Source organism: Mycolicibacterium phocaicum (assembly GCF_010731115.1).
Classification (GTDB): Bacteria; Actinomycetota; Actinomycetes; order Mycobacteriales; family Mycobacteriaceae; genus Mycobacterium; species Mycobacterium phocaicum.
In genome coordinates this window covers 1,131,775-1,149,404 of the sequence record NZ_AP022616.1, presented here as the reverse complement: position 1 = coordinate 1,149,404, position 17,630 = coordinate 1,131,775, and the positions used below count along the sequence as shown (strand labels likewise).

The following is a 17,630-nucleotide window of genomic DNA, read 5'->3' as shown; positions in this document are numbered from 1 at the left end:
GGCTGACGACAAGGTGACGCAGGTCCAGTCGGCGCCGCCCGAGCCGCCGCCGGGGGTGTCACTGGAGTCGGCCAAGGGCACCGTCAGCGCATCCCGCCGGGTCCGGGCCCGGCTTGCCCGCCGGATGACGGCTCAGCGCAGCCTGGTCAACCCGGTCCTCGAGCCGCTCGTCGCGGTGCACCGCGAGTACTACCCGAAGGCCGACCTGGCGATCCTGCAGCGCGCCTACGAGATCGCCGAGGAGCGGCACGCGCCGCAGCTGCGCAAGTCCGGTGATCCGTACATCACCCATCCGCTGGCCGTCGCCAACATTCTGGCCGAGCTCGGCATGGATACCACGACGCTCGTCGCCGCGCTGCTGCACGACACCGTCGAGGACACCGGCTACACGCTCGAGGCCCTCACCGCGGAGTTCGGCACCGAGGTCGGTCATCTGGTCGACGGCGTCACCAAGCTGGACAAGGTGGTGCTGGGCTCGGCGGCCGAGGCCGAGACCATCCGCAAGATGATCATCGCCATGGCCCGCGATCCCCGAGTGCTGGTGATCAAGGTCGCCGACCGGCTGCACAACATGCGCACCATGCGGTTCCTGCCGCCCGAGAAGCAGGCCCGCAAGGCCCGCGAGACGCTGGAAGTCATTGCGCCGCTTGCCCACCGGCTCGGTATGGCCACCGTCAAGTGGGAGCTCGAGGACCTGTCCTTCGCGATCCTGCACCCCAAGCGGTACGAGGAGATCGTGCGCCTGGTGGCCGACCGGGCGCCGTCACGCGACACCTATCTGGCCAAAGTGCGTGCCGAGATCGCCAATTCGCTGCAGGCCATGAAGATCAACGCGACCGTCGAAGGCCGGCCCAAGCACTACTGGTCCATCTACCAGAAGATGATCGTCAAGGGCCGCGACTTCGACGACATCCATGACCTCGTCGGCGTCCGCATCCTGTGCGACGAGATCCGGGACTGTTACGCCGCCGTCGGCGTCGTGCATTCGCTGTGGCAGCCCATGGCCGGGCGGTTCAAGGACTACATCGCGCAGCCGCGGTTCGGCGTCTACCAGTCGCTGCACACGACGGTCGTCGGCCCGGAGGGCAAGCCGCTGGAGGTGCAGATCCGCACCATCGACATGCACCGCACCGCCGAGTACGGCATCGCCGCGCACTGGCGGTACAAGGAAGCCAAGGGCCGCAACGGCTTACCCGCCGGCGGCCACGCGACCGAGATCGACGACATGGCGTGGATGCGCCAGCTGCTCGACTGGCAGCGGGAAGCCGCGGACCCGGGCGAGTTCCTGGAGTCGCTGCGTTACGACCTCGCTGTGCAAGAGATCTTCGTGTTCACGCCCAAGGGTGATGTGATCACGCTGCCGGCCGGTTCTACGCCTGTCGACTTCGCGTATGCCGTGCACACCGAGGTCGGGCACCGCTGCATCGGCGCCCGCGTCAACGGCCGGCTCGTCGCGCTCGAGCGCAAGCTCGAAAACGGTGAGGTCGTTGAGGTTTTCACGTCCAAGGCGCAGAATGCCGGCCCGTCGCGCGACTGGCAGACGTTCGTGGTGTCGCCGCGGGCGAAGGCCAAGATTCGCCAGTGGTTCGCCAAGGAACGGCGTGAAGAAGCGCTGGAGACCGGCAAGGACGCCATCGCCCGTGAGGTGCGCCGCGGCGGAATGCCGTTGCAGCGGTTGATGAACGCGGAATCGATGGCCGCGCTCGCGCGCGAACTGCGCTACGCGGACGTCTCGGCGCTGTACACCGCGGTTGGCGAGGGTCATGTCTCGGCGCGGCACGTCGTGCAGCGGCTGGTGGCCACCCTCGGCGGTGACGACGACGCTGCCGACGAGATCGCCGAAAGGTCGACGCCGGCTACCATGCCGGTGCGGCGCCGCACGAACGACGATGTGGGCGTGGCGGTTCCGGGTGCGCCCGGGGTGCTGTGCAAACTCGCCAAGTGCTGCACACCGGTGCCCGGTGACAACATCATGGGCTTCGTGACCCGTGGTGGCGGCGTCAGCGTGCACCGCACCGACTGCACCAACGCCGCGTCGCTGCAGCAGCAGGCCGAGCGCATCATCGACGTGAAGTGGGCCCCGTCGCCGTCGTCGGTGTTCCTGGTTGCCATTCAGGTCGAGGCGCTCGACCGGCACCGGCTGCTGTCCGATGTCACCCGGGTGCTGGCCGACGAGAAGGTCAACATCCTGTCGGCATCGGTCACCACGTCCAACGATCGAGTTGCGATCAGCCGCTTCACTTTTGAAATGGGTGATCCGAAGCATCTCGGTCACGTGCTGAACGTGGTGCGCAACGTCGAAGGCGTGTACGACGTCTACCGCGTGACTTCGGCCGCCTAGCACTGGTTTCTGCTGCGGTTCGTGATCTGAGCAAACTCGTGCTCAGCGCTGCGCAAGATTGGTGCAGGACTGGGGTTGGTGGTGCGGGTAATCTCAGATGCGGGACTGTCCAGATGTGGGGGTGGACGCGTTGAGCGGTGAGTTGAAGGTCGACCTGGAGACCATGTCGTGGTCGGCGGCTTCCGTGCCGCCGGCAGAGGGGGCGAACATCCCCGCAAAGGCCGATCCGGTCAGTCTGATGCTCTCGTCATACCTGCCAGGACTGGTCGACGGTGCGAACGAGAAGGTCGCGGCGGCGACCGCCAATGATCACGCTTTTGCGGGCAAGGTGTCGTCGGCACGGAGCGCTTATCAGAGTGGCGACGAAGCCGGCGGACAGACGATCCAGAAGGCCACTGACAACTTCAATCCCGCATCCGCTGCCGGCAAGGCCGGCGGCGGCGCGGACGGCGGCATGGGCCAATTCGGCCAGATGATGGGCATGGCGATGCAGGCCTTCCAGGCGCCAGCCCAGGCGATGCAGGCGTTGGGTTCGGTGCCACAGACCGCGATGCAGGCGGCCCAGCAGATCGGACAGCAGGTCCAGCAGCTGGCTGGTCAAGCCGGCAAGGACGGTGGCAAGCCAGGCGAGGGTGGCGCTGGTGCTGGCGGAGTCGGTGGGGCGGCCGGCCAACAGCTCAAGCCAGAGGACCGCAAGCCGGGCGATGAGAAGGCCCGCGAGGAGAAGCGGGACGAGAAGCCCGAGGAAAAGAAGGACCCCGAGGCCGACAAGAAGCACGCGGCCGCTGGACGGTCTAACGGTCCTGTAGCGCCGGTGCCGCCGTCGTCGCCTGCGCCGAGGTCCGGGCGGCACGCCGCAAATCCTGCGGTTGATGTGTAGTTTTCGGTCTTGACTGTTTTGCGTTGAGTATCTGAGGGAGGGCGATCTGTGACGCAACCGCCGACGTGGGGTGCGCCCCCGCCGCCGCAGCCGGGTGGCTGGCCGGGTCAGCCTGGCCCGGGTGGGCAGTGGGGCCCGCCGCAGCAGCCGTGGCCGACGCCCGTGCCGCCGAAGAAGGGCGGCGCCGCCAAGTGGGCCATCGGGGCGGTTTCGTTGGTCGCGGTGATCGCAGTGACGGCCACAGTCGCGGTGTCGTGCACCAAGAACAGCGGTGACAGCAACGGTGGTGGCGGCACGACATCGGCCGCGCCTTCGGACGTGGCGAGCGCCGACGACAAGGGTCCGGTGGGGATCATCACTGAAGATCCGTCATGCGCGCCGTGGGGGCCGATCAATAACACTCTGGTGGAGGTAGAGAACAAGGGATGGGCACAAAGGGATCCCGCAGTCCCTGCGTCGTCGTGGACACCTGAGGTTCGAGCGCAGTATCAGGCGGTCGGCGCAGCAATGCGCAAGGCTGCTGACCAAATCGTCCCACTCGCGAAAATGACCACACATCGTGTAATGCGTGAGCTTTATGGGCAGTTCATTGCATACACGCGGAAATATGCTGACGCGATTCCGAACTATGGGCCAAAAGATGATTATTTGGCTCGTGCGGGCTCGACGGCCGGACTAGTAATCAACTACGTTTGCAGCGCTATTTCTTCAGGTTCCGCCGCCGCACGTGTGTCTGCGGTCCCTCCGCTTTCGCCGCCGGCAGTCATTGCTCCAGTCGGCGATTTATCCAACCCAACTCGGATGTTTGATAAACCCGACGTGGTTTGCGCAGATTTGACGCCAACACTTGACATCCTCCTGCAAAACCCTTCTTTCAAAGTTTGGTTGAATGGAGATGCTTCTGTGACGGCGAGCAACTGGTCGCCAGAACAGAAGTCCCTTACCGACGCCGTAGTACCGGTAATGACGACGACTGCAGATGCGTTGGAGCAGGTGGCGCTCAAAAGCTCGAATCCGATTGTTCAAGACATCATTCAGCTAGGTGTTCAATATAGGCGAACGTTTGTGGAGTCTTTGCCGACGTACCAGGCTAATGATCAGAATGTCTATTTAGCTGGCCAGTATGCGCCAGGTGTTGTTTCGCAGGCGTGCAAATATTCTGCTGGTTGAGAGTTGACCACACAGATGCTCAAGATTGGTCCGGTAATTTGCTTTGACTATCGACTCGGCATTGTCGACGTCGAGTATTCGAGCACTCTGATCTGCTCTGGCCGAAGGACGATTCACTATGGCAATTGAGCGATTTCATCCAGGCGATTACGGTCCGAAGACCGTCGAGGGCCCGGCGTTCCCGGATGTTGATGAGAATCTACTCAACGACATCGCCGTTCGGTTGATGTCATTGGGAGATCGCCTTGATGGTGAGGTGATCCCGCACCATGCTCACCAGCGAATGCAGTTGTCGGACTGGGAAGGCGAGGCTGGTCGGCTCGCAGAGGCTGCCGCCCAAGGGGTTCTTGGTTCGTACGGGGACGCGTGCGCAGCTGTCTACGCGGCGGCCAGGAAGGTTTTCCGCGCCGAATCCGCAGTGGTGCAAACTAAGAATGCGGTGAATCAGACCGCGGAGACTACCGAGCAGGTCTGCCAAACATTTGCGAAGGCAGCCCTTCAAATGCTCGCAGCCGGATGTGCCGCCGCGCGGTCGGGCGACGCACTAGGGGCCAATACGTTCTTCAACACGGCCGTTACATTCATGAAGTCGATCCAGACACTGACGGCTGCAGGTCTTGCCGAGAACATGAAAGCGGTAACTGCCTGCGCGACCGGGCTGGCGAAAGACTTAGGTGTTCCTCCGGGTACACCTGGAGCGAATGGCGAGATGCCCGTTGCTCCGCCGCACACTCAGAACCCTAGTGCTCCGGGCGCGCCAGCGGGGGCTCCGGCCCCTCCGGGCGGTCCACAGGGGCCTGGCACTGGCCTCGGAGGCGGTGGGGACTCCGGCGGTAGTGGAGTAATGCAGCCCCCGAACGGTCCCGGTGCAAGCACGCCGTCGAAGCCCTTGGGCGGTGGCGCAGATAGTGGGGGTTCCGGGAGCGTTCAGCCGGCACCTGGACCTGCTGCGGACCCGCAGCCAAAACCGCTAGGCGGTGGCTCCGATTCTGCTGGCAAAGGAGCTCTTCAGCAGGTCGTACACGGCGAAGTTAAGACACCGATGCCTGCCGGCGGAGACCCGGCCGGTTCCTCTACGGCCAACGCTAGTGGCGGCCCGTCAATGTTGGTGGGTAGGGGGCAGTCGGGGGCGCCACAATCCACGGCAGCCGCCGCTAGTTCTCCCGCACCCGGGGCCACGTCGGCTAGCACTTCGACTGCAGCGGGCGGTCCGGGTTCCGGGCAGCAAGGCACCGGCCAAGGCGCTGGACAAGGAACAGGCCAGCCAACCGGCCAACAGGGCCAAGGCCAGCAGACTCCCAAGAACCCCTTCGGCCAGCTGCCGACGCAGCCGTTGTCCGCAGCGGCGAATGCTGTTCCGCTCACAACGCCCGAGCCGGCCACCCAGACGGGCGCCGGGTCAGGCGCTCCGGCGGCCGCAAGTGGCGCGGCGACAGGCACCGGCGGCGGAGGTGCGGCACCCGTCGCGCAGGCATCGGCGAGTACCGCAGCACCGGCGACCGGTACTCCGGCCGGCGCAGCGCCGGCCGCCCCGTTGGGTCCGGCGCCGACGCCGTCTCCGGCCGCGCCCGTCGCGCAACCCGGCGCAGGCGCCGGCGGTCCGGCTGGTCCAGGTGTCGCGCCGATGTCGACCAACCAGCAGCAGAACGCCGCTGCGGCGGCGCCGATCCCGGTGACGGCGGCACGCGCCGAGCGTGACGCGATGGCTGCCGCAGCGCGGGCCGGTTTGGTGCGCAAGTCCGCGGCGGACGCGGATGTGCAGTTCGCCGAGCGGATCGCCGCGGCGTTGCATGCACCGCCGTCGATCCCGCCGATGGCGTGGAACTTCGTGTGGGCGGTCGGCGTGACGACCGACGGCGAGATCATCGCCGCGAATTCCTATGGGGTGTCGTTCATTCCGGACGGCATGTGCCTGCCGTCGCAGGTGATCTTCGTCAGCGCTGACGAGCGCGTCCCGGCCGGTCAGCGCGGACGCTGGGTCCGCGAGCCGTTCGTCGCGCTGCAGGCGTGGTGCACTTTCCATGAGAAGACGCTCAAGGTGATCATTGGCACCGAGCAGGAAGTGCAACCGTTCGCGGGCAGCCTGCAGACGAGAGTCATTCCGCCCGAGGATATTCCGACGGACGGCCTGATGAAGGGTCGCACCCGCTTGGAGGTCATCGCTCCCGAGGCGGCCGCGAAGCTTGCGGAGTGGCCGGATGCGCAGCTGCATGAGGCGTTGCCGCCGCAGCCGGTTCAGCTGGTCCCGCCGGACCCTGCGGCCATCGGCAAGGCGTGGATGGAATCAATCCGGCCGCTGATGCAGACGACGGGCGAGACCTACCGGACGGCACACCTGGAGAAGCTGGCCGCCTACGGCCGCCTGCAGGAGTCTGCGGCGCTGTACCGCGCGTACACCGCGCCGTACGCGGCCGACCTGCGGGCAGCGATCACCGATTGGGTGTGGTGGCAACAGTTCTCGACGATCCAGGGCGACGCGCAGCTGGTGGAACTGGGCGCCTAACCGCGCGGCAGCATGGCCAGCTGTCGGCTCTGCACGACCACCTGACCGGTCGAGTCGAGGATGACGTGGTCTTCCTCGAACCACGTCTCGCCGACCACGGTCGAGCTGGCCTGCACCCGCAGCCAGCCCGGCGCCGGCCGCCGTCGCACGTAGGTGGTGAGCTGCACGGTGGGGGTCCAGCCGAAGTGCCCCTGATTCATGGTGACCGGGGGAGTGATGTCGCCCGCCATCAACGCGAACAGTAGGGCGGTGTCCGGATTGACTCGTCATCGGCGAAGGGCCGCAACCACATTCGGTTGACAGGGTCGCCCTCCTCGCCGGAGAGGAACGGCGTCGCCGCGTCGAGCAGGAACTCGCACCCCTGGGCCACGTGGACGATCGCACCGACCGAGTGACCCGCGGTCACCGGTACGGCGTCGGCGGGCGGCTCGACGGGAAGGTAGGACACCTCGAGCGACTCCTGGTGCCGCGGCGGCTTGGCGTCCAGCGGCCCGAGGGTGACGGCGCAGCTGACCGCCGTGCGGCCATTTTGCGAAAGCTGCACATCGACCAGGGCGACCTGGCGCCCATGCTTGCGGACGGTTGTCGTCAGCTGCACTTCGCCGGGGTCGGGCGCATTCAGGTAGTTGGCACTCACAGCGACGGGTGCCAGCTCGGAGTCTGAACCGATGGCCTGCTGCGCGGCCGCGGCGCACACCGCCATCATGCAACCCCCGTGCACCTTGGGGCCGATGGTCCACACCGGGTCGATGGTCGCGGTGAAGGCGCCATTGCCCACCGCGGTGACGGTGGTGAGGTCGGTGAACGGGTGCGCAGTCATTTCGTCTCCAACGGCTACGTGAGGGTTGCTGATTCCGGAACGGGCAAAGGTCACTACCGGTTCAGCCGGATCTCGATGTCACCTGCGGAAACAGTGGCAGCATTTGGATCATCGGTGACGATCACGCCAACCCGATTTCCGGACTCCCGGTCGACGAAGCACAGCGGACCCCGGCCGCCCTTCTGCAGGTGCTTGTCGCCCCACTGGCTCATCGCCAGGTACACCGGCAGCAGATCCTCGCCGGCCGCGGTCAGTCGGTACTCGTCCCGGGCCCGCTTGCCAGGCTCCTGATACGGCACCCGAACCATCAGTCCAGAGGCTTCCAGTTGTTTGAGGGCGCGCGACACCGCGGGCGCCGAGGTCCCGATCCGTTCGACAAAGTCCTCGAATCGTGTTGTGCCGAATAGGCTTTCGCGGACCGCGAGGAAAACCGTCTTGGTGCTGAGCAGGTCCAGCAGCTTGGCGACCGAGCAGGCATTGCCGACCGACCACTGCCGGTCGCGCAGTCTTTCTTCGAACTCCATCACACCCTCTTTTGGATAACGCTTGCGTTACTCAGATATCCGTGCTTCCATCTTAGTAACGACATCGTTATTCAGCAAGGGAGCGTGTTCAGATGGTCGCAGTGGCAGGCAAAGTGGTTGTGGTGACCGGCGGACGGCGGGGCCTGGGCGCCGCTCTCGTCGACGAGCTGCTGGCCAGGGGAGTACGCAAGATCTACTCGACGGGCCGCTCGTCGTTCACCGATGAACGCCCCGAAGTGGTCCCGGTCGAACTCGAAGTACGTTCGGAGGCATCGGTTTCCGCGTTCGCCGAGCTTGCATCGGACGCCGAGATCATCTTCAACAACGCGGGCATCCTGCTGCCCGGCTCGCTGCTGACCGGCGGCTTCGACGACATCGAAGCGACTTTCGACATCAACGTGTTCGGGCCGCTGCGGGTGGCACGTGCCTTCGCTCCGATCCTGGCGGCGAACGGCGGTGGAGCCGTGGTCAACATGCACTCGGTGCTGTCGTGGGTGGCCGGAAGTGCGGCGTATGGCGCCTCCAAGGCCGCGATCTGGTCGGTCACCAACTCTCTGCGCGGCGAGCTGGCCGGACAAGGCACGCAGGTGGTCGGAGTGCACGCCGGACTGATCGAGACCGACATGGTCGCAGACATCCCCGGTCCCAAGACGACCGCGGTGGACATCGCGACACGCATCATCGACGGTCTCGAGGCCGGCGCGGTCGAGGTCTTGGCCGACGAGGTGTCGGTGGGCGTGAAGTCTGCGTTGTCCGGTCCCGTGGAGAACCTGACCTTCGCCATGGCGGTCTGAACAGCATGCCGCTGTGGACCATTCACCACACACCGGATTTCTTCAGCGCTGAGGACAAGCGTGCGCTGGCGCGCAGCATCACCGATCATTACGAGAAGGCCGGGCTGCCGCGGTTCTACGTTGTCGTGATCTTCAACGAAACCCGTTCGGGCGACCTGTATGTCGGTGGTGAGCAGACCGACGTCGGGCTGCGGGTGGTCATCGACCACATCGCGCGTCGGGCTGCCGACAAAGACCATCGCCACCGGATTGCGCACTGGATCAAGGCGATCCTCAGTCCGTACCTGGAAGCGCATGACAACCCGCACTGGGAGTTCCACGTCGATGAGACCAGTGAGGACCTCTGGATGATCGACGGCCTCATCCCGCCGCCCATGGGCTCCGATGCCGAAAAGCGTTGGGTAGCAGAGAACGCGGTGTCGACGTACTGACCCTCAGGAACCCAACGGCAGCATCGCCAGCTGCCGGCTCTGTACGACCACCTGGCCGTTGGCGTCGACGATGAGGTGGTCCTCCTCGAACCAGGTGTCGCCGATGACGGTCGAGCTGGCCATGACGCGCAGCCACCCGGGTGCGGGCCTGCGGCGCAGGTAGGTGGTCAGCTGGACCGTCGGCGTCCACCCGAAGTGCCCGCGATTCATGGTGACCGGCGGTGTGATGTCACCGGCCATCAGTCCGAAGAGCAAGGCCGTATCCGGATCGGCTTCGTCGGAAGCAAAGGGACGCAACCATATCCGGGTGACGGGGTCGCCTTCGGCGCCGGTGAGGAACGGCGTGGCGGCGTCCAGTCGCATGTCGCAGCCCTGGGCGACGTGGACGACCTGCCCGAGAGGATGGTCAGGCGTGACGGGCACCGCATCAGCCGGTGGCTCGACCGCCATCGAGCAGACATCCAGCGGCACCTGATGGCGCGGCGGCTTGGCATCGAGCGGACCGAGGGCGACCGAGCACGTGACGGCTCCCCGGCCGCGTTGCGACAGCTCGACCTCGACCAGGTTCACCTGCCGGCCACGTTTGCGGATCGTGGTGCTCAGCTGGACCTCGCCGGGGTCGGGTGCGTTGAGGTAGTTGGCGCTCAACGCAACGGGAGCCAGCTCGGCGGCATCGGGAACGCTGCGTCGAGCGGCAGCGGCGCACAGCGCCATCATGCAACCGCCGTGCACCTTGGGGCCGATGGTCCACCTGTCGTCGATGTTGGCGACGAACACGCCGGAATCGATCGCGGTGACGGTGGTCAGGTCCGTGAACGGGTGGATGCTCATGCCATCTCCAATTCAGTTGTTGTGCTTACAGTTCGGTTCGTGCGGGCGGGGCGGGACCTGACTTTCAGCGGCCACCAGAACCAGCGCCCGAGTAGCGCCGCGATCGACGGCGTGATCAGGGATCGCACGACGAAGGTGTCGAACAACAGGCCGAGCCCGATCGTCGTGCCGATCTGGCCGACCGACCGCAGGTCGCTCGCGATCATCGAGATCATGGTGAACGCGAACACCAGGCCGGCGGCGGTGACGACGCCACCCGTCGCGCCGGTCGCGCGGATCAACCCGGTGCGCAGGCCGGCGCCGATCTCTTCCTTGAAGCGCGACACCACCAGCAGGTTGTAGTCGGAGCCGACAGCCAGTAGCACGATGACCGACATGGCGATCACCAGCCACTGCAGCTCGATGCCCAGGAAGTACTGCCAGATGAGTACCGACAGACCGAAGGACGCGGCGAGAGACAGCACCACGGTGCCGACGATGACGATCGATGCGACCAGCGCCCTGGTGATCAGCAGCATCACCACGAAGATCAGGATGATCGCTGCGAGGGCGGCGATCAGCAGGTCGTAGTGCGCGCCCTGCTGGATGTCCTTGTAGGTTGCGGCGGTACCGCCCAGATAGAACTTCGCACTGGCCAGCGGCGTGCCCTTGACGGCTTCCTTGGCGGCCTGCAGCTCGGCGTCGACGTGCGAAATGCCCTCCAGGGTCGCGGGATCCACATCGTGAGTGACGATGAAGCGGGCCGCCTTGCCGTCGGGGGAGAGCATCAGCTCCATGCCGCGCTGGAAGTCGGGGCTGCTGAACGCTTCTGGCGGCAGGTAGAACATGTCGTCGTTCTTTGCGTCGTCGAACGTCTGCCCCATGGCCGCGGCGGTGTCGGTCATGCGCTCCATCTGGGTGACCATGCCGTCGAAGGTGCTGCGCATGGTCTGCATCAGATTGCGGACGTCGGTGGACAGGCTGATCAGCGGCGGCAGCTGGGCGGCGATCTGCGGCGTCACCACGTCGAGCTTGCCCATCGCGTCGGCCAGCGCCTTGGTGTTGTCGGCCAGCCGGTCGAAGCCGTCGGTGGCGTCGAACACCGAACGCATGGCGTGACAGATCGGAATGTCGAAGCAGTGCGGCTCCCAGTAGAAGTAGTTCCGCAGCGGTCGGAAGAAGTCGTCGAAGTCGGCGATCTGGTCACGCAACTCGGCGGTGGTGGCCGACATGTCCTGGGCGGCAACATCTCCGGCATGCGTGGCATCGGCCAGTTGCACGCTGAGGTCGTGCATGTGCCGCATGATGCCGATCATCGAGGTGAGGTGGTCCGTCATGGTCTGCACGTCGCCGAGACGGGCCTTGAGGAACTGCAGGTTCTCGTTCATCGAAACGGCCTGGGCGCTGATCTGGAACGGCACCGAGCCGTGTTCCATCGGCGGGCCGAGTGGCCGGGTGATGCTCTGCACCCGGGCGATGCCCGGTACCCGGAAGATGTTCTTGGCGATCCGGTCCAGCACCAGCATGTCGCGGGAGTTCCGCAGGTCGTGGTCGGCCTCGACCATCAGCATGTCGGGGTTCATTCGTGCTGAGGTGAAATGCTTTTCGGCAGCCGCGTAGCCGATGTTGGATGGCACGTCGTTCGGTACGTAGAACCGGTTGTCGTAGTTGGTGCGGTACCCGGGCAGGGCCAGCACCCCGACCAGCGCGGCGGCGGTCGCCGCGACCAGGATGGGCCCGGGCCAGCGGACGACGGCGGTGCCGACCCTGCGCCAGCCGCGGGACTTGTTGGCGCGCTTGGGGTCCAGCAGCCCGAAGTGGGTGCTGACGACCATCACGGCGGGCGCGAAGGTCAGCGCCATGACCAGAATGACGGCCATCGCGGTCGCGCACGGCAACGCCAGGGTGTTGAAGTAGTTCAACCGGGTGAACAACAGACACATCATGGCGCCGGCGATGGTCAGCCCGGAACCCAGGATCACGTGGTAGACGCTGGAAAATGTTGAGTAGTAGGCGGTTTCCCGATCCTCGCCGGCATTGCGGGCCTCGTGGTAGCGGCCGACCAGGAAGATCCAGTAGTCGGTGCCGGCAGCGATCGCCAGGGCCGTCAGCACACTGACGGCGAATGTCGACAGGCTGATCAATTGGGCGTTGCCCAGGACGGCGACCAGTCCGCGGGCCATGCTCATCTCGGTCAGCACGACCAATAGTGCGATGAAAGTTGTTGCGAGGGACCGGTATACGACCAGCAGCATCACGGCGATGACGACGAGTGTCACCACCGTCATCTTGACCATGCTCTTGTCGCCGGCCTCGTTGGTGTCGGCGACCAGGGCGGCCTGGCCGGTGACGAACGCCTTCACCCCGGCAGGCGGATGGCTGTGGTCGACGATGTGCCGCACCGCGTCGACGGATTCGACGCCCTGAGTGGAGCCCTGGTCACCGCGCAGGTTGACCTGGACGTAAGCGGCCTTGTGGTCCTCGCTCTCGGAGCCGGCCGAGGTGATGCGGTCGCCCCAGAAGTCCTGCACGTGCTCGATGTGCGCGGTGTCCTGCTCGAGCTGGTGAACCAGATCGCCGTAGTACTGCCGTGCGGTGTCGCCCAGCGCCTGGTCCGACTCGATGATGATCATCAGGACGCTGTCGGAGTCGAATTCGCCGAACGTGGTGCCGATGTGCTTGGTCGCGATGACCGACGGGGCGTCCTGTGGCGAGAGGGACACGGCATTGTTCGCGCCGACGACTTCGAGTTTGGGCACAAGCAGGTTGGTGGCGGCGGTGGCCGCCAGCCAGATCAGGATGATCGGCACCGACAGGATGCGAATCCAGCGGGGATAACCGCCCCGCGAACTGTGCTGGCCGCTCATGCTGCCTTCACCAGACAGAAGGTGGTCGCCGAGGCGCCGTCGGCGGCCTGGTGATCACGCAGCTCGCCATTGACCGTGATGCGGCAGGTCAGCCGGCTGCTGTCGCCCTGGGCGACCAGGTTGGCGAACACGCTCGGCACCGTGGTGGTCAGGGTCTTCGACCAGGGCAGCGAGGTGAAGCGCTCCTGTTGCGGCTGGGCCCGCTCGTCGACGTAGCTGATCATCCCGGTGGTGTCGGATGGTCCGTCGACCTCGTACGTCACGTACTTCGGGATCGTGGAAACGATGTTGTCCGTGCGGGTTTCGATGGAATCCTGGCTGCCGAACACGCCGTGGAAGCGGTCGATGACGAAACCGCCGACCGTGACGACCCCGACAACCGTCAGCAGCACCCAGCCGCGCTGCGCGGTCTTGAGCAACCAGTTCATGAACAGCACCATACGACCGTATGCATACGCATGTATAGTTACGGTGCGGTGGCGACCATCACACCTCGTCACGACGGCGATTAGGGTGAAGGCATGGCGGGCTCGACACGGCAGCGGAATGTGCGAGGACAAGGCGCGCTCCTGCGCGACGAGATCCTGGCCGCCGCGATCCGGGTCGTCGATTCCTCGGAGTCCACGAACGAGGTGTCATTGCGCAGCATTGCGCGCGAAGCCGGTATCTCCAACATGTCGGTGTACGCCCACTTCGACAGTCGTGAGGACGTGCTGGCGGCCGTTGCGGAGTTGAGCTGGGATCAGGTCCGTCAGGACATCGCCGAGCAGGTGCCGGCGGGCAAGACCCGGCGTGAGCGCCTGCTGCTCGGCTGTCAGGCGTATGTCGCGTTCGCCCAACGCTTTCCGCTGCGGTACGTCCTGATGGTCAAGGTGGACGAGATCACCCCGTCGGCACGCCAGGCTCTCGAGGTGGTCACCCGCGGCCTGCTGGCCGCCGGCGGTATGGACCCCGACTCCGAGCCGGGCCCCGACGCGCAGCGGGTGGCCGCGGCGCTGTCGGTCGCGCTGCACGGCGTTGCCATGCTGCACCGCACCGACACCCCGCATTTGTGGATGAGCGATTTCAGCACCTGCGAAATCATTCAGACCATGGTCGACGCCGCGATCCTGCAGCTCGAGCAGGCGGCCGCGGCGTCGCGGCCGTAGGCCCTACTTCTTCTTCGCCTCGCGCCAGCCCCGTTCGAACGGCAGCCGCCAGGCATTGGGGGCGATCAGTTGGTGGATGGCGTTGGGGCCCCACGTGCCGGGCTGGTAATTCTTGACGGGCGGCGGATCTGCCAGCAGCGCAGCCGAATTCGCCCACAGTGACTCGATGCCCTCGGCGGTGGTGAACAGCGTGTGGTCGCCGCGCATGGCGTCGAGGATCAACCGCTCGTAGGCCTCCAGCACCTGATCGGCGCCATCGGCCTCCGTGGCGGAGAACTGCATCGACAGCTTCTCCAACTTCATGCCCGGCCCAGGCCGCTTGCCGTAGAACGACAGTGACACCTTCGAGTTGTCGGCCAGGTCGAAGGTCAGGTGGTCGGGTCCCTGGGAGCCGACGCCCGAGCCGGACGGGAACATGGTGCGCGGCGCCTCTTTGAAGGCGATCGAGATGATGCGCATGCCCTCGGCCATCTTCTTGCCCGTACGCAGGTAGATCGGTACGCCCGCCCACCGCCAGTTGTCGATGCCGACCTTGAGTGCGATGAACGTTTCCGTGTCGGAATCCCTTGCCACGCCCTCGAGTTCACGGTATCCGGTGAACTGGCCGCGGACGACGTCGGACACCTTGACCGGCAGCATGGACCGGAAAACCTTGTTCTTCTCCTCGCTGATGGCGCGCGGTTCCAGCGCCGTCGGCGGCTCCATCACCACGAAGGCCATCACCTGGAACAGGTGGGTGACGACCATGTCCTTGTAGGCACCGGTGCTCTCGTAGAAGTTGGCGCGGGCGTCCAGTCCGAGCATCTCGGGAATGTCGATCTGGATGTGGTCGATGAAGTTGCGGTTCCAGATCGGCTCGAACAGGCCGTTGGCGAACCGGAACGCCAGGATGTTCTGCGCGGCCTCCTTGCCGAGGAAGTGGTCGATCCGGAAAATCTGTGTCTCGTCGAAGGTCTCGTGGACGAAGTTGTTCAGCTCGACCGCGCTGGCCAGATCGGTCCCGAACGGCTTCTCCATGACGACCCGGGAGCGCTCGACCAGCCCGGCCTCGTCCAGCGTCGCGATCACGGCCCGCGCGGCCTTCGGCGGCACCGAAAGATAGTGCAGCCGGCGCGCATTCGGGCCCAGCTTCTTCTCGGCGGCGGCCACCGCTGCCGCCAGCCCCGACGGCCCGGCGCTCTGCGGCACGTACGTGAGCGTCGCGGCGAACCGCTCCCATTGCTCGTCGGTCAGATGATGGCTGCCGAATTCATCGATCGCGGCCTTGGCCAGCTCCCGGAACTCGTCGATGGTCAGGTTCTCCAGCGAGGTCCCGACGATCTGGATGTCGGGCGCGAGTTCGGACTGGTCCAGATAGGCCAGACCGGGCAGCAGTTTGCGCTTGGCGAGGTCGCCGGTCGCGCCGAACAGCACGATCACGTGAGGGTCGACGGCGACATCGTCGTGGCGGTTCGGCCGCGAGCCGGGCGCCGGGTACGAGATGGTCTGCGGTTTGGTGTTCGCCACGATGCGCATGATTCCACCGCTGCCGGGTCCGTGCAGGGCCTAACACGAAGAAGGCCCGGTCACCGTGGTGACCGGGCCTTCTTCGTGAACTGTCAGTCCAACTGGATGTACTTCACCGTGACCGGCTGCGCGGGCTTGCCGTCGCCGGCGCCGCCCTCGATGCCGTTCTGGGCGATCTTGTCCAGCGTGGCCAGGCCGGTGGCGTCGACGGTGCCGAACGCGGTGTAGCCCGGCGGCAGCTGCGAGTCCTGGTAGACCAGGAAGAACTGGCTGCCGTTGGTGTTCGGGCCGGCGTTGGCCATCGCGAGCGTGCCGCGCGGGTAGACGACCGGCTGGCTCAGCGCGGGGCTGTCGGGCTGGTACTGGTTGGTCGGGTACTCGTTGGCGAACTGGTAGCCCGGGCCGCCCATGCCGGAGCCGGTCGGGTCACCACACTGCAGGACTGCCAGGCCGCCCTTGGTGAGCCGGTGGCAGGGGGTGTCGTTGAAGTAACCCTGCTGCGCCAGGCTGGCGAAGCTGTTGACGGTGCACGGGGCCTTGGCGTTGTCCAGCGTCAGTCCCAAGTTGCCCTGGCTGGTGCTCATGCTGGCCGTCACCGTCGGCGGCGTGGTGGGGATCTTGCCGGTGCGCGGCGGGTTGACCTTCTTGCTGGCCTGCTCCGACGACGCCGGGTACTGGCAGTTCTCACCGAGGCCGGCGGGCGCCACGAACGGCGGCAGCTTGCCGTCGGCGGGCGGGTTCTGCGCCGGCGCGGTCGAGCTCTCGGTCGACGCCGAGGCCGTCGCCGACGACGACTTGGAGTCCTTGTTCAGGTAGATGACGCCGAAGGTGACGCCGCCGATCACCGCGAGCACCGCGACCACCGACGCGGCGATCGTCATGATGCGCTGCTTACGGGCCTTCTCGGCCCGGCGCTCCAACTGCCGTTCCAGCTTGCGCTTGGCGGTCTCCCGCCGTTGTTCGTTCGTCGGCACCGCCGAAGTCCTCCTTGTCACGGTCGGGGCAAGTGCCCCGCCTTGTTCGGAACCGAGTGTGCCAGGTCACCCTGAGACGGTCTTGAGCTGGTCCAGCAGCGCCTGTGGATCGGGGCTCTGCAGCACGGCGTCGCCGATGTCGGCGCCGTTGAGCAGCACCGTCGGCGTCGAGTTGATACCTGCGCTCTTCACCGCGTTGTTGACCATGCCGCGGTACTTGCCACTGGTGATGCAGTCGGCAACCGAATCAGGTGCGCCGGCTTTCCCGGCCTGTGCGACCAGCTCGTCATCGGACGGGTACGACGCCGCCCCCTCCTCGGGCTGATGCGCGAACAGCGCGGCATGGAACCGCTGGAACGCCGCGGTGTCGGCGTCGGCCACGCAGTATGCCGCCGCGCCCGCCCGCACTGAGTACGACGTCACGTCGCCACGGCCCAGGATCGACACCATGGTGTAGTCCACGGCGACGCGGCCGTCGGTGATCAGCTTGCCGATGGTCGGACCGTAGACCTGCTCGAACCGGCGGCAGAACGGGCACAGGAAGTCCTCGTAGACCGTGAGCGTGGCCTTCGGCTCGGAACTGCCCGGCTTGGTCACGACGTTCGCCGCGGCGAGGTGGATCGAGTGCAGGGGCGTCGGCCCGGAATCCGTCGATGACGTCGCGGCGGCGCCACCGACGGGCTCGTTCTCGTGGCGAAGCACGATGACGGCGGCGACACCCGCCGCGACCAGCGCGATGACGGCGATCACGGCGAACATCACCCAGCCGGTGCGGGACTTCTTCGGTGGCGGAAAGCCCGGACCGTATTGCGGCGGGGGTCCCCAGGGGCCTGGCTGCGTCATGGAGGCAGTTTCCCACGTG

At 66.0% G+C, this 17,630-nt stretch carries 14 protein-coding genes and 1 pseudogene; 7 read left to right on the top strand and 8 right to left on the bottom strand.

Going from position 1 to position 17,630, the window contains the following annotated elements; all coding sequences use genetic code 11:
• The first annotated feature begins 55 nt into the window (after positions 1 to 55).
• From G6N46_RS05530 to G6N46_RS05515, 4 genes are all read left to right on the top strand, one after another.
• Positions 56 to 2,341: a RelA/SpoT family protein gene (locus tag G6N46_RS05530; RefSeq protein ID WP_234880644.1), complete on the top strand. Its 2,286-nt coding sequence runs from the start codon at positions 56 to 58 to the stop codon at positions 2,339 to 2,341.
• A gap of 121 nt (positions 2,342 to 2,462) precedes the next feature.
• Positions 2,463 to 3,221 (top strand): hypothetical protein, encoded by a 759-nt coding sequence (locus tag G6N46_RS05525; RefSeq protein ID WP_163692611.1) that lies wholly within the window; start codon positions 2,463 to 2,465, stop codon positions 3,219 to 3,221.
• Positions 3,222 to 3,269: 48 nt separating this feature from the next.
• Positions 3,270 to 4,391, top strand: a complete 1,122-nt coding sequence (locus G6N46_RS05520) for an ESX-1 system-associated protein (protein ID WP_407665080.1) — start codon at positions 3,270 to 3,272, stop codon at positions 4,389 to 4,391.
• 1,624 nt (positions 4,392 to 6,015) lie between these two features.
• Positions 6,016 to 6,894: an EspK C-terminal domain-containing protein gene (locus G6N46_RS05515; RefSeq protein WP_138249058.1), complete on the top strand. Its 879-nt coding sequence runs from the start codon at positions 6,016 to 6,018 to the stop codon at positions 6,892 to 6,894.
• Here the strand turns inward: G6N46_RS05515 and G6N46_RS05510 are convergent.
• Both G6N46_RS05510 and G6N46_RS05505 read right to left on the bottom strand, forming a co-directional pair.
• Positions 6,891 to 7,714 (bottom strand): annotated as a pseudogene (locus tag G6N46_RS05510) (thioesterase family protein). The gene G6N46_RS05515 and the pseudogene G6N46_RS05510 overlap by 4 nt on opposite strands.
• A 53-nt stretch (positions 7,715 to 7,767) precedes the next feature.
• Entirely contained in the window at positions 7,768 to 8,238 is a 471-nt protein-coding gene (locus G6N46_RS05505) for a winged helix-turn-helix transcriptional regulator (protein WP_061000646.1), read from the bottom strand.
• Between the two features lie 92 nt (positions 8,239 to 8,330).
• On the opposite strand from G6N46_RS05505, the gene G6N46_RS05500 reads away from it, so the two are divergent.
• Together G6N46_RS05500 and G6N46_RS05495 are read left to right on the top strand one after the other, a co-directional pair.
• Positions 8,331 to 9,032 carry an SDR family oxidoreductase gene (locus G6N46_RS05500; protein WP_138249059.1) on the top strand — a complete coding sequence of 234 codons (702 nt, stop codon included), beginning with the start codon at positions 8,331 to 8,333 and terminating at the stop codon, positions 9,030 to 9,032.
• Positions 9,033 to 9,037: 5 nt separating this feature from the next.
• Complete coding sequence (locus G6N46_RS05495; RefSeq protein ID WP_138249060.1) at positions 9,038 to 9,463, top strand: tautomerase family protein; 426 nt, start codon at positions 9,038 to 9,040, stop codon at positions 9,461 to 9,463.
• A gap of 3 nt (positions 9,464 to 9,466) precedes the next feature.
• Here the strand turns inward: G6N46_RS05495 and G6N46_RS05490 are convergent, their stop codons facing one another.
• Genes G6N46_RS05490 through G6N46_RS05480 form a run of 3 tightly spaced genes read right to left on the bottom strand, consistent with a single transcriptional unit; the run spans position 9,467 to position 13,568 of the window.
• Complete coding sequence (locus tag G6N46_RS05490; protein ID WP_138249061.1) at positions 9,467 to 10,294, bottom strand: thioesterase family protein; 828 nt, start codon at positions 10,292 to 10,294, stop codon at positions 9,467 to 9,469.
• Positions 10,291 to 13,140 (bottom strand): MMPL/RND family transporter, encoded by a 2,850-nt coding sequence (locus G6N46_RS05485; RefSeq protein ID WP_138249062.1) that lies wholly within the window; start codon positions 13,138 to 13,140, stop codon positions 10,291 to 10,293. Before G6N46_RS05485 ends, G6N46_RS05490 begins: the two co-directional genes overlap by 4 nt.
• Entirely contained in the window at positions 13,137 to 13,568 is a 432-nt protein-coding gene (locus tag G6N46_RS05480; RefSeq protein WP_234880629.1) for an MmpS family transport accessory protein, read from the bottom strand. The genes G6N46_RS05485 and G6N46_RS05480 overlap by 4 nt, the downstream gene beginning before the upstream one ends.
• Positions 13,569 to 13,661: 93 nt before the next feature.
• On the opposite strand from G6N46_RS05480, the gene G6N46_RS05475 reads away from it, so the two are divergent.
• Positions 13,662 to 14,288, top strand: a complete 627-nt coding sequence (locus tag G6N46_RS05475) for a TetR/AcrR family transcriptional regulator (protein ID WP_234880630.1) — start codon at positions 13,662 to 13,664, stop codon at positions 14,286 to 14,288.
• A gap of 3 nt (positions 14,289 to 14,291) precedes the next feature.
• On the opposite strand, the gene zwf is transcribed toward G6N46_RS05475, so the two are convergent.
• The 3 genes from zwf to G6N46_RS05460 all read right to left on the bottom strand — a co-directional run bounded on the left by zwf (position 14,292) and on the right by G6N46_RS05460 (position 17,611).
• On the bottom strand, positions 14,292 to 15,794 hold the full coding sequence (gene zwf / locus G6N46_RS05470) for a glucose-6-phosphate dehydrogenase (protein WP_138249212.1): 1,503 nt from the start codon (positions 15,792 to 15,794) through the stop codon (positions 14,292 to 14,294).
• A gap of 92 nt (positions 15,795 to 15,886) precedes the next feature.
• Positions 15,887 to 16,768 carry a peptidylprolyl isomerase gene (locus G6N46_RS05465; protein WP_138249064.1) on the bottom strand — a complete coding sequence of 294 codons (882 nt, stop codon included), beginning with the start codon at positions 16,766 to 16,768 and terminating at the stop codon, positions 15,887 to 15,889.
• A gap of 66 nt (positions 16,769 to 16,834) precedes the next feature.
• Positions 16,835 to 17,611, bottom strand: a complete 777-nt coding sequence (locus G6N46_RS05460) for a DsbA family protein (protein ID WP_138249065.1) — start codon at positions 17,609 to 17,611, stop codon at positions 16,835 to 16,837.
• Between the last annotated feature and the right edge of the window lie 19 nt (positions 17,612 to 17,630).